Origin of the sequence: Clostridium porci (assembly GCF_009696375.1) — a bacterium.
GTDB lineage: Bacteria > Bacillota > Clostridia > Lachnospirales > Lachnospiraceae > Enterocloster > Enterocloster porci.
Genome location: NZ_VUMD01000011.1, coordinates 118281 through 131174, shown reverse-complemented (window position 1 = coordinate 131174; position 12894 = coordinate 118281). Strand labels below are relative to the sequence as shown.

Genomic DNA, 12894 nt, shown 5'->3' with positions numbered 1-12894 from the left:
GAGGCGTCTTTCTGCCTTTTCCCATCAGGACAGAAGAAGCCTTGTATTTGCAATATAGAGGATGTCTCCCGCTTCTACTCTGCAGGGGCGGCCTATTACCCTGTAGCATTCCCCGTCCTCTGCTTTCCGGATCTTCACGCCGTTTTGGGAGCCTAAATCCTCCACATACCATTGTTCCAGACAGAAATTAAGGACTGCATGTTGAAAATCTACAAATCCGCTGAAGGCACAGTCCTCCAAATCCACATCCACATCTTCTTCCCCTCCTGCCCGGCCAATCACTATGGAAATCCTTCCTGCCATATCCCAGGATTTTACCGGCTTATCCTGTTCATCCAGCAGAATTAGCCGGCCAATTCCCTGTTCTCTGGCTCCAAAACGTTCTTCTGAGCTCTGCACATCTTCCTGTGCTTTCTTCCGCCGCATCTGGTAAATAAGGTCGGCCGCGGCAAGGGCTGCACACAAAACAAATACAGCTAAAATTGCTGCAGGCCAGGCCGAACGATAGGGACTAAAACGCGCCACGCCACACAAGATAATGCTGCACAACAGGATCACGATATCCGCTGTTATGTTTATCCGATGGTTTTTTCTCATCCCCTGCCTCCTCCCTTTCTTCTACTTGAAGCTCCAAAAAATTGTGCAAACATCTCCTCCGGGCAGATCGGGCCTTGTTTTTTTCGCTCGCCCTCTTTTTTATTCTGATAGGTTTCCATTCCTTTCCCTGGCTGGAAACCGAAAAAACGTTCAAACTGACTCAGATTGGAGAGCCCATCCTTTCCTTGTTCTCCTTCTTTCCCAGCAGCAGTTTTCTGCCTGCCAGGAGAATCTCCTCTCCCTTTACTGGCCCAGGTGCGCTTTTTTCTGGCTGCATCATAGCGTTTCCTCTCTGCCAGATCCCCAAGGCATTCATAGGCCTCTTGAATGTCATACATCCGCTGCATCTTTACGGCATCATCCCTGACCACATCTGGATGATACCTTTTCGCCAGCCTTCGGTATGCCCTTTTTATCTCCTGTATATCCGCGTTTTCTGGTATCTCTAATATGGCGTAATAATCTTTCATCCCCGTACCGCCTATGTTCTTTTCCTATACAAAAGGGCCGCCTGGAAACAGGCAGCCCTCAATGCTCCGCTTAAGCTGCTTGCCGAGACCTGCTTATGATACGCTGTATCCGCCTTCTACCGCAACCTGCGCCATCTTGTCTTTCTTCTGCTTAATAATAAGAGTAAACGTTCCAACCCCCTCTACATCTCCATAGTCCTCTTTATAATCAACTACAAAGGCATTTGGATATGTATACTTACGAACAACCTGAGAGGCAGCAATCACTTCTATGCTGACTTTCCTGTAACAGTCTGATTTTTCCGCCGGAACCAATGCCCACAAGCCGAGCTGTCTGGTGCTGTCAAAAGGATCTCCATCCACAGCGGTTAAAATCTTTCCTGTAATGGTCACTGTGCTTCCCATGTCTGTAGAGCGCGCATTGCTGTCATGGGGAATATCGGTTCGGAACTTTACGCCAGTAATAATGGTAGTTCCCAGTTCAATGGTTGAAGGTCCTTCCACTTTTAATTTAAATCCCATAATGTCTCCCGCCTTTCTTTTTCAATGAAATAATACTATTCGCCGCTGAATCCGCCTTCGAACTTCAGGCTTGTCATCTTATCCTTTTTCTGCTTAATCAGCAGATTGAACGTTCCCGCACCGGTTTCGTCTGTAAAATCTTCCTCATAATCTACCACGAAGGCATGGGGAATGGTGATCTGGCGAACAATCTGGGAGGCATTCACTACATCAATCTGTACGTTACGGTAACAGTCCGAATTCTCCGCAGGCACCAGAGACCACCTGGCAATCTTACTGGTATCGTCAGCAGCCTCTCCATCTACAGCAGCCAATATTTTTCCGGTAATCAGGATACTCGACCCCAGATCCGTAGAACGCGCATTGGAATCATGGGGGATATCCGCCCCAAAATTCACTTTTACAATACTGGTTTCCGGCAGCTTAATCGACTCGCTTCCTTCAATTTTTAAACGTAATCCCATATCGGTGTCCTCCCTGCTTATTTATTTTTTTTTCTTTTTCATAGCTTTAAAAATACAATATCCTGCTAAAACAAAAAATGCCACTTCTACAATGATCTTTACAGTTTCATACATCACTTACACCTCCTACTGTTCATCCTTTTTATTTTTTCCGCCTATTTTATAGACCGCAGATACAAGCGCTGCCGCAAAGGAAATATCAGCCAGCTGCTTCAGATACCTATACATGGCTTCAAGCTCCTGTTTTTTCCCCTGCCTTTCTGGTCAGCTGGACTTTCAGATTTCTGGTGGTGTTGGCAAAAGTCACCATGACATTGCAAATTCCATACTTTTCATCAATCGTATAATCCAACTCGTCCCCATCCTGCAGGATGGAATTGATATGCTGGCGATCCGCGTCCCAACGGCTCTTCTGGCTGTTTGGATTGCTACTGAAAAATTTCAGTATTTTATCCTGCTTAAAATCACCGCTGTAGAAGCGTAGCATCCGCTCGATATAGGTAACTACTAAAGTCTTGTAAATAGGCTCAAATTCAGTTCCGTTGCTTAACAGGTTCCTTGCCTTATACACGGTAATATTCTTGATCTCTTTTCCCTTGTGCTGGGCATTATCAGAGGAGAATACAAAACCAAATCCAGTATGGTTTATCGAATTCTTAATGGCATTGGTAAAGCCGGATATCTCCTTGGTCATGCTGGTAGCAGCCAGAAGCGCATTGTCATCCGCCTCCACGTCAAACCTCACGCCTGGATACTCCTTACTAATATTGTTGAACCGTTCCTTTAAGTATTCCGGGCACTGCCATGCAGCCGTGATTCCAGCCGCTTCATAGGCTGCCCCCACGTAAATACCCTCCAGCCACATCTTCATGATGTCCTCTTTTTCGCTGGAGAGGGAAACATTCCCTTCTTCATCCATGACCATCTTCTTGTCCAGAATTAATCCCGACTTGTCTTTCGGGATGATGGTTGCATTGGGAATGCAGGGAACCACGAACTCACTGTATTCCTTTTTCATCAGGGGCGTGCATTTTTCTTTGAATATGCCGATTCCCTCTGTGGCAATATAGTTGAAGGTTGTCTCTTCCCCTGTCTGGAAGCTGAAAAACGTGGTAATCCGGTAAGGCTGGATAGCGTTCATCAGAAGCGACAGGTTCTCCATGGTATTAGTTCCGCCTTTCTCCTGTCTCTGATTCCCGGCAAAGCGGACCCGCTGCAGTTTTCCGCCGCCGCTCTGGTTTAACTCCACATCCGGCACAATGGCAAACCATACGGTATTTTCAAACTCATTTTTATCATTGGTAGTATTTAAGTAAGTTAAAAGCCTGGGCAGGTTGCTGGCCTTTACCATCATATCCAGGGAGATGTTAGTAATCAAAAGCTTGGGCTGCATCCCTTTCTCTTTTACCTGATATTGGTCAAAGAAAATCTTTACACCCAGGATTTTCTCAATCAGCGGCTTTACAGCCTTTACAAAATCGTCCTTGCTCTTTTTATAAAATTCAAGATACTGATTATAATTGCGCACCTCGGCCTCCCGGTCAACCCGGCTCTCCATTGTAGAACCTAAGGGGCAGAACGTGCGAACCACCAAATCTCGCACGTAATCCGACGGCATATCGTTTAAAGCATCATAATCCTCCCGGAACGCTTCAATCAGGCCAGTATTAATTCGATCATCCACCACTGCAAGCTGGGTGTTTTCCTCCTGTTTCATCTCCAGGATCTTCAGTTCCCCATCTTCTCCCATGCTAAGAAGTCCGGCCTTAAATTCCTGCCCTCCCTGTTTCGTTTCCCTATCTCCCAGAAGCAGACGTGTTTTTGCATCCTCAATCGCAAGAGGGAGCATGGCAAGTACATGATTATAATTGTGGCTGGCCTGCTCAAACTGCTCATTCAGCCTATCTCCAAAATCCAGCTTCTTCGGGTCTTCATCATCCAGCTGTACATATTTTTCGTAAGTGTACTGGATTTCCCGGCGGACCTGGCGGATATCCTCCATGATCTTTTTGGGGGAAATCATGTCCAGAACATTGCTGAACGTAAAATCCACGTTTGCAACCCCCTGGGCGCTCTTAGCTTCCAGCAGGGTAATCAGCATATTTAACAGATCGTTATTTTCATTCAGCGGAATTTCTGTAATACAGTTGTCCGGAATGTTTTCCGGCCGTACAAGGCTGTACTTCATCTCCCCGGTATTTGCGTCGCAGTAGGAATATACAACCGGGCATAATTTTTCAAGAAACTCCTCAAAACTGGACACAAGCAGTTCCTGATTAATCTCTTTCATCTTGTCATCATCCAGGCTGTTCTTTCCCCTTACATCCCCAATCAGGGTGAGGATATTGTTCCGTTCCGGGTTAATTTCCGCAAACAGCAGGGTTCGGTTGGTTTGTGTGATTGTCTCCATGAGCTCCCACTCCCTCCTCTTTCTTTCATCTTTATTGGATCACCGCAATATAATGGATTTCCAGTTCATAGCTTCCATCCAAAGACGTGATATAAATAACATCTCCAAAACTTACGCTGTACTGTATCTGTTTACATGCGATGGAATTCCCAAGCATAACAGAACTTTTGGATGTATGATACAGCACCATCCGTCTGTCCGCATCCGCCACCAGATATATTTCATTCAGTTCTAAGGCGCTGACTGCTTCTGGGTATTCTTCTAAAAGCATTCCTATTACCAGTCTATTTTCCCTGATTTTATGAAGCTGAAAGGATAATGGCGGTATCTCTCCCTCTTTCTCAGGCTGTGCTGTAAAATAGGCGTCCAGCCTTCCGCAGAAATGGTTTTTTTTCGTTTCCACAGTCAGCTGCTCTAACTCCGGCTTTGGTCTGTGTGTCAATTTCCAGATGATGCCTCCCGCTACGATCCCTGCAAAAAGAACAAGTACCCACCAGTAGGCTTTCCAAAGAGGCGTGATTTCTATTTCATATTCATAGTCACTGACGCTTTCACCATCTGAAACTTGCAGCGATAGGGTCTGTGTTCCTGCTTTCAGCGGACGAATGGTCAGGACACTGTTTGAAAGCTCCGCTTCCAGACATTTTCCGGAGCCGTATTCTAATGAATAGGACAAGTCATCTCCATCCGGATCTCTGAAATGCTCATCCAGTGGATATGACCGCTCTCCTGTAATTACTGTAAGCGTTCCAGGCTCCGGCAATGTTCCTTCCGGCAGGCGGTTTTCCACCCTCACCGGAATCGGCTCAAAAGCGCTGTTTCCCATACTATCCTCCAAATATGCCTGAAAGAAGTAGGTTCCAGAGCGCTCCATAAGTTTTTGTCCCCGGATGCGTCCCTCTGAAAATGCCGTATCCAGCAAAGCTTCTGAACCGCTTTCCTGCGATGCGTTTTTCTCTTGTTGGCTGATTAAAGAAAACTGATATGTAAAGTTCTGATAAAAGTCCGGATCTGTCACTTCATTGCCGTTTTTATCCCGAAAATATAATTCATAACAGAGCGGCTCGTTCTTATATAAAGAAGGGCTGACTTCCAGCACAGGAGTAAGGGACCGATAGCTAACCAAATAAAGCTGAAGCTCCTGGTTTTCCAGCGTTTCCGCCTGAACAGTCAGTTCTCTGATTTTATTATCGATCTCTGTGATCTTCCCTACCGCATAGTTCCCAAGATTGATTGTCTCGATCGCCTGTCCGCCGTAGAGAATCTTCACATTGCCGATTTTTCTTGGCGAGATCAGCAGCACATCCATCTCATCCAGATAATTTTCTTCCAACCCTACCCGGATATTCTGGATTCCTGGCGCAAACACACTATCCGTAAGCTCTTGAATGCTGTAGTCCATGTTGGTGCTGAAAATACCATATAGTATTTCAATCAGCCTGTCCGGTGTTTCGGCTGTATACATATGTGCTGATGTATTCTCCGAAATTTCTTTTAAGGCTTCCGTATTTCCATCATAGCTTCCAAAAGCTACGGTATATATCTTCGTCCCCGTCTTTGCGCACCTTCTGGCAGCTGTCTTCATATCCGCCTGGGAAATTTCTGTGGTGCGTCCTGTATTCGATCCTCTCAAATCGGATTCGCCGTCAGAAATCAGGACAATGACCTGCTTCCTTCCTGACGGATCTCCTAATAACTCAAGGCCATAGGATAATCCCAATCCAATATCTGTATTTCCTGAATATCCTTCTTGATCCATCAAAGCCTTTAAGGCCGTTCTTTCCTCTGCTGTCTGTATCGTAAGCGGGGATGTAGAGGTAAGAATCCGATCGTTGTAGGCCACGAACCCCACACGGATATCCGCACTGTGAACCGTGTCTACAAAGGCCTTTACCATTCCTCTTGCAATATCTTTGGAATCATTGGTTTTCATGGAACCGCTGTAGTCCATGACAAACATGACGTCCAATCCGTTTTTTTCACTGGTAAATTCTTCCGCGCAAACCATAAGAGGGCAGAAAAAAGTTAAAATCAAACACAGCATGAATACCATCCCATATTTCTTCATTTCTTCGTACCCTCCTGATCATATGTTATTTTGTATTTACTGCTTTTTTGCAGATTTCTTTGGCTGACGCATTCCAAATTCGGATGCTCTGCCATCGGCTCTCTTTGCGGCATCGTCTGCCGATCTTGCCAGAAGCTTCAGCATTTCTTTTATCATGTCCTGATCCTCCTATCACCATTATGAAGCTTCCTTTTTTTATTATCACAAATCACATTTTTAAAAACAACTATTTTATCATGATCGGTGCTTTTTCGACATAAACGGTAAAATTTTGTAGATCAGAGTCGAAAAACATCAAAAAAGACCATGATATTTCAGATATCATGATCTTATTCTTTCACCGTCCCTATTCTGTTTTAATGTAATTCTTTGAATCAGCCGGTTTCCTTCCTCCCAAAATCCATACATTCCATGGTAGCGTTCCACAGTCTCCCGAATAGTCTCCATACCGAATCCATGCTTTTCTTTATCCTTCTTTGATGTCTTAAGCAAAGGGTTGGTATCTAGGATAGAATTCTGAATCGTGTTATCGATTTCAATTTCAATTCCATCCCCATCCCTTCTTACCACAAGCTCCAATTCCCTATCCTTTGCTTCTATGCTGCATGCCTCAATCCCGTTCTGCAAAAGATTATGTACTAGATTACCCATATCCAGGCTGTCGATTCCATTCACCTTTCCCAATACCGCATAGTGGAACCTGATTCCCCGTTTCCGGCACTCATGGATTGCTCTCATAAGCGCTGCATTCAGGCCCTCATTTCCGGTATCATCTGGAATTTCCAGATAATCGCTCCATTCGGCTCCCAGCCTTTTTAAGTTTTCTTCTGCTTCTTTGTACGCCCTCTTTTTCATTTGCCCATATACAACATTTAGCTTCGCACTCATATCATGACGCAAGCGGTTTGCCTCCCGCCCAATCTGGTATAGATTATGAATCTGCTCTTCCCGCAGTCTTTGGTTTTCCTTCTCATATTCTTCTGCCATTTTTTCCAGCCTGTATTTTCCAAGAAGCTGGTAAAATCCGCCCAATAAAAGAATCACAAAAAAGATCCCTGCCAGTATCCATAACGACAGGTAATACCGTTCCCTTTGATCCAGTCCCCCTTTCTCCAGACGGAACATAAACAGAATCAAGAAAAAGAACGCCAAAAAAATCAGCGCCATCATCCAATCCTCCACCAGCAGCTTTTTCTGCTTTCTCCGCCGGTAGACAGCCAGTACCATTCTCCCAAGTGAAAAACGCAAGACGCCAGCAGCAAGGGAAAAACACATATGTGCCTGGCCTTCTGTCTCCAGAAGCGACGCAAGTTTTTCCCCTCTGACCATCCCCCATACCGCAAACATTACATAGACACTGATAAACGCAAGCAAAACCCAGACGACACTAAGCAAAAAGAAATCTGACCGTTTCCCCTCCGCTGCCAACAGGCAGTACACATATAAAACAGCTCCATAGGAGACGCCCAAAATTCCCTCAAATCTGGTATAGAAATTCAACACTGTGACCGTTAAAAAATATGCGGTACAGCCTGCCCAAAACAATGCCGTACCGCAATAATTTTTATATCTCCGTTTCAGCCCATGGCTGATATATTCTAATGCGATAACAGCTGATAAGCCATTGATCAGATAACCAGTAATTTTAACGCAACCTCCTCCCCCATTGTCAGGATTCTAACAACTGCCTGATTTCCTCTTTCCTGTTTTTCCCTGTCCTATCCTGCGAATGGACAGCTCGTTTCTTAACCTCTTATACATATCTAGCATTTGCCAGAAATTCTTATGAATGCGGACAGAGCCGCAGGGGGAAAACGTTCCTCCAGCGGCTACAAAGAACCATACAGTTCCTTCCTACTCATCTATTCCTTTTCATTCGGTGTCTCCGTTTCCACGTACTGATCCTTAGCGTTCTTACAGCACAGAAGAACCACCTGATTGAATGACAATCCCTCTTTCTCGCTTACTTCCGTGATCCAGTCATAAAGAATGGGGGTAAAACGGACGGTTCTTGGAATATTGGGTTTTAACAGCGTCTTATCTATTGCAAACATACTGCAACCTCTCACATAGATTCTCTTTCCATTTACTATAACTATTTTGAGTGTCCCTTGTATATACTTAAAAATATAACTGTTTTTGGTTATTTTTGCGTTTTTGATTCAATTCACCTATTACCGCAAGGCGAAGCGCCATCTGATAGAACAAATTCTCACAGGCATCTGGAGGCCTGTCCTGTAACAAGCAATGGTGCTGTAGTGTACTTCGGCGTCTGCTTTTCTATTTTAGGGACACAAAAAGAGAGCTATTGCTCCAGTAGATTTATCTACTTTTGCAACAGCCCAGGTTCAATTTGCTATTGCATTTCTAAATTACAGCATCTGCCTTCCAATTCTTTCTCACAAGGCATTTTGTGTTTGTGATCCTACTTCTTCTATAAAACTATATTTATTTTGAGTATGCTTACTTCAATTTTTTTATATCCTAAAAATAAGAATCATGCATCTTGAGCTTCCTCTACCTTTTTTGCCACCCACACATAGCCTCCTGCTGTTTTCTGAGAACCATTGATGGCGCAGGATAAGCTCCTTCTGTTAATTTTTAGAGTACGGCTGGCATGAGCGATAGACATATATTCAGCCACTACCTCACCCTCCTGCGTCATCTGTACCAACGGACATTTTGCATGATTGCCTATTCTGCTAGTCAGATCCGCATGAATCCTTTCCTTAGGAGAACCCTCAGGCACCTTCCGCCACAGAAAGCCCCCTCCAGTTTTCCTCTCTCCATGGGCTGCTCTGGCTATAGAACCAATGGAAACACCCGTGGCTGTATATGCATCTCTGGAGCTTTTATAATCAGCTATAAATTCTCCATCTGTAGTATATTGTCGATACACATAACCTGCTTCAATCGTTCGACTCATCTGTATGCTATCCTCCCATTTTCTTATTATCCCAAATTTACATAGTCATTATATCAACTATTGACAGCTTTGTCCAGACAACTAAATACACACATAACTCTCCCTGTATTCAGTGTATTCACATGACGAAATGGCAAGCTGTTTTTCTTAATAATTGTTGCAAAAACTATAGTATTTTTCTCTTTTATGTGCTACATTAATAATATTAAACAAAGCTGGAGGGACCAACATGTACGCAGAATTTACAGATGACCTGTTAACAGGCAATAAAACCATTGATTCACAGCATAAGGAACTGATTAGCAAAATCAATGATTTATTAGTTAGCTGTGAAGAACGCTCCAACCAGAGCGGAGCAGCTAAAATGCTGAATTTCCTGGCTGATTATACGGAATTCCACTTTAAAGCTGAGGAAGCGCTTCAGAAGGAGATCGAATATCCTGGCTTAAAGGAGCATATAGAAAAGCATGATGAGTTGAGAAATACCGTCCAGGAGCTTCATGAAATGCTCACAGAGGAGGAGGGCCCTACCGATGCCTTTGTACAAAAGGTAAGCGAGAAGGTCAGAGACTGGCTTTTCTACCACATTCAAACCTTTGACCGATCGGTAGCAGAATATAATTTTATGCGTGATAACGCGGATCGTATCTGACCTTTTCCTTCTGAGAAAAGACTTAAAAGCTTGCCGGTATCCTAGGCTATGTCAGGGAAACCGGCATTCATATGTACGCAATTTTCTTTATTCCTCTTCTTTCGGAGCAGCTACCGGCCGGACAGAAATTCCGTTAATTTCCACATGCTCGCTGATGGCAATGACAATACATGGCCTGCCATCAATCATTTTATTTTCTACCAAATAGGTTTTATCAGGCGCCACCTTGATGCTTACATCCGGTGTCTTAATTTCAAAGCTTTTGGTGTTGACTACATTGGAAGCAACAAACGCGGCGGAAGAACCATCCTCTACATTGGCATAACGTTTGTCAAACTCTTCCAATCCTTCGGGACTGGCTCCATTTGTCTCCAAAAGCTTTTTTACCTGATACTTATCCAGCATCAAAGGTGCGGGCTCGTCCTTCGTCTCCTCCACCAGCTCGCTGAGATTTTCATGGATATTCTTCACAGTCTCAAAATCGCAGCGCTCTCCAAGAGTTTCCTCCACAATCGCCTGAAACGTCTCCTTCTGGCTTTTGGCTGTCATAGGCACAACACAGCCCAACAGATTGTCAATCAGGGCTTCCGGCATTTTCTCCGGGTTTTTTGCATAGTAGAGCAGCCCATGAAGATCCGAATTTCTCTCGTTAAAAGCCGGGAATAAAAATCCCTGCTCCGGCGCCTCCACCAGCCAGTCCCTGCTGCGGTTTTCAATGGTATTGGTCTGCGTATTGTAACAGAGGCCAGCTTTGGAAAGCTTTACCGGGCAGAGCGTACACTGAATAAACTCATATACATAATCAGAAGCGTCAAACATCTCCAGGCCGTCAGCCGATCTGGCCGGAATATCATAAGCGCAGTGAATGAGAATAATATAGTAATTTTCTGCATAGTCATAGCTGGCAATAACCTTGTCGTAAAACGCCTCCAGCAGCTCATCGTCCTTTAATTGGCTGTCTCTTAGCTTTAAAAGGAAATGCTGGGTTCCGCCTTCCGCTTCTGTATGTAAAGGAAATTCCATGTTAATCAAATTCTTTCCCACCGTACCAGACAAAGCATTTCTGAAAATAGTGAAATATTTGAAGGCTTCCTCCTCTGGCAGGGACAAAAAGGCTTCCTTAAGCTCCGTTTTCTTATTCTTCTCTGAATCCACATAACAGCCGCAAATTCGGCTGATAGCACAGTTTGCAGGGGTAAAAAGCTTTTTAATCTCATTGGCTTCTTTTTTATTCATGATTCTTCTCTCCGATTCTTTTCTCCGATTCTCCGCCTGATACAGACAAAAATAACGACATTTTAAATACATGCAATCATACTAATACTAGAACAGATTTCAACGTAAGTCAAGATTATCAGACATTCCTCTTTCCTTATATCAGTTACTATTTTTCGGGAAGAGCGCCTATGGCATGCTGCTATTGGTCCGAAATTCTTACGTACTCAGAAAGATAGCTATAAAAAAAGCCAAGAGTTCATCCAATTTTTCGACATAATTCATTCGTAATGTATGGGCTCGTTGACATTTCAGAGTGGATGTTCCCAACTAATATAATCATCTTGTTCCCTTTCAATTTTTATGGTAAGATAATTATGATAGCGGAGGTATCTCAACAGATCACAAAATACGGCATTGGGAGAAATTTTAAACAGGCGAATGCCTTAGAAGTTTCCCCTTTTCATTGTCACTTGTAAAAAACGCATAAATATAATGCTTTTTAAAGGTCTGCGGTCTGTCTTAATTATTAGTTATAATCGTGTCAAAATTAAGGCCTTACGAGGGAGAAAAGATAATGGATGCGGAAACAAAGGTAATTTCTGAATCGGAATTTTTTGATGAAAAATGGTATAAGGACAGGTATTTATCGAAGGGGGGATTTGCTCATTTTATCCATCCTGCTAAGCATTACTTGAAAACAGGATGGATAAAAAGTTTGAATCCCTCTGAAAGATTCAATACTGCCGTTTATTTAGATCTGAATCCTGATGTCCGGGAAAGTAATATAAATCCACTGTTGCACTATGAACTTTTCGGAAAAGCAGAAGGAAGATTTTACCGTTATGATGAGGCACTTCTCGATCCGTCAGTTCCTATGGCACAAAACATCAAACACGGAGAATGGCCCGAATACTTAAAGAAACTCTGCGATAAAATAGGAAATGATGTGCTGGAAATCGGTTCCAGGGTTGTCACCGGCGCCGACTTTGGTCATCTGTTTGAAAAGGCCAATTATACTGGATTTGATATTTACGATGGCCCCAATGTCGATGTTGTGGGAGACGCGCACCATTTGTCCAGTTACTTTGATAAAAAATTTGACCTGATCTTTTCTTCTGCTGTTTTCGAGCATTTAGCCATGCCATGGATCGCTGCAAATGAAATTATCAAGCTGTTGAAACCCGGAGGATATGTATTTATCGAAACACATTACTGCTACGGCAGCCACGAACGTCCCTGGCATTTTTTCCAGTTCAGCGAACAGGCTCTGAAAATCCTATTTCCTGATGCACACGGTATTCGTTGTTTGGAGGTCGGCATTTCCAATCCGCTGGTCGCCCGTTTCTCTGATAAAGCATTTATTCATTTAAAAAATAAGTATATTCATGGGATGTATTGCCACAGCGAATTTCTCGGTCAAAAAGTACGTGAAGTCGAAGATTTTTCCTATGGCAATTTGAAGCTGAATGAAATTGTTGGTGAAACAAAATATCCTGCTCCGCAAAAATAGTTTCCCGGTTTCCTGCAAAATTGTCATAATTGTAATAAGCAGACCGAAAATGATGTG

General features: G+C 43.6%; 12 protein-coding genes. 2 read left to right on the top strand and 10 right to left on the bottom strand.

Annotated elements, in window-relative coordinates; all coding sequences use genetic code 11:
* Nucleotides 1–24 precede the first annotated feature (24 nt).
* From FYJ39_RS13310 to FYJ39_RS13270, 9 genes are all read right to left on the bottom strand, one after another.
* The gene (locus FYJ39_RS13310; RefSeq protein WP_154472956.1) at nucleotides 25–597 is read right to left on the bottom strand and encodes an FHA domain-containing protein; all 573 of its coding nucleotides are present in this window, start codon (nucleotides 595–597) and stop codon (nucleotides 25–27) included.
* Entirely contained in the window at nucleotides 594–1067 is a 474-nt protein-coding gene (locus FYJ39_RS13305; RefSeq protein WP_154472955.1) for a J domain-containing protein, read from the bottom strand. The genes FYJ39_RS13310 and FYJ39_RS13305 overlap by 4 nt, the downstream gene beginning before the upstream one ends.
* 93 nt (nucleotides 1068–1160) lie before the next feature.
* Complete coding sequence (locus FYJ39_RS13300; protein ID WP_154472954.1) at nucleotides 1161–1589, bottom strand: membrane-associated protease 1; 429 nt, start codon at nucleotides 1587–1589, stop codon at nucleotides 1161–1163.
* Between the two features lie 35 nt (nucleotides 1590–1624).
* A complete protein-coding gene (locus FYJ39_RS13295) occupies nucleotides 1625–2053 on the bottom strand; it encodes a membrane-associated protease 1 (protein ID WP_154472953.1) in 429 nt (142 codons plus the stop codon).
* Nucleotides 2054–2285: 232 nt separating this feature from the next.
* Nucleotides 2286–4463: a transcriptional regulator gene (locus FYJ39_RS13290; protein WP_154472952.1), complete on the bottom strand. Its 2178-nt coding sequence runs from the start codon at nucleotides 4461–4463 to the stop codon at nucleotides 2286–2288.
* A gap of 31 nt (nucleotides 4464–4494) precedes the next feature.
* Complete coding sequence (locus FYJ39_RS13285; protein WP_154472951.1) at nucleotides 4495–6531, bottom strand: vWA domain-containing protein; 2037 nt, start codon at nucleotides 6529–6531, stop codon at nucleotides 4495–4497.
* A 321-nt stretch (nucleotides 6532–6852) separates the two neighbouring features.
* Nucleotides 6853–8001: a sensor histidine kinase gene (locus tag FYJ39_RS13280; RefSeq protein ID WP_154472950.1), complete on the bottom strand. Its 1149-nt coding sequence runs from the start codon at nucleotides 7999–8001 to the stop codon at nucleotides 6853–6855.
* A 392-nt stretch (nucleotides 8002–8393) separates the two neighbouring features.
* The gene (locus FYJ39_RS13275) at nucleotides 8394–8585 is read right to left on the bottom strand and encodes a hypothetical protein (protein WP_154472949.1); all 192 of its coding nucleotides are present in this window, start codon (nucleotides 8583–8585) and stop codon (nucleotides 8394–8396) included.
* Nucleotides 8586–9028: 443 nt separating this feature from the next.
* A complete protein-coding gene (locus FYJ39_RS13270) occupies nucleotides 9029–9457 on the bottom strand; it encodes an NUMOD1 domain-containing DNA-binding protein (protein WP_154472948.1) in 429 nt (142 codons plus the stop codon).
* 229 nt (nucleotides 9458–9686) lie between these two features.
* Between FYJ39_RS13270 and FYJ39_RS13265 the strand changes: the two genes are divergently transcribed.
* The gene (locus FYJ39_RS13265) at nucleotides 9687–10109 is read left to right on the top strand and encodes a bacteriohemerythrin (RefSeq protein ID WP_154472947.1); all 423 of its coding nucleotides are present in this window, start codon (nucleotides 9687–9689) and stop codon (nucleotides 10107–10109) included.
* A gap of 87 nt (nucleotides 10110–10196) precedes the next feature.
* Here FYJ39_RS13265 and FYJ39_RS13260 read toward each other — a convergent pair whose 3' ends face one another.
* Entirely contained in the window at nucleotides 10197–11345 is a 1149-nt protein-coding gene (locus FYJ39_RS13260) for a DUF4317 domain-containing protein (protein ID WP_154472946.1), read from the bottom strand.
* 556 nt (nucleotides 11346–11901) lie between these two features.
* Here FYJ39_RS13260 and FYJ39_RS13255 point away from each other — a divergent pair.
* A complete protein-coding gene (locus FYJ39_RS13255) occupies nucleotides 11902–12837 on the top strand; it encodes a class I SAM-dependent methyltransferase (protein WP_154472945.1) in 936 nt (311 codons plus the stop codon).
* Nucleotides 12838–12894: the final 57 nt, after the last annotated feature.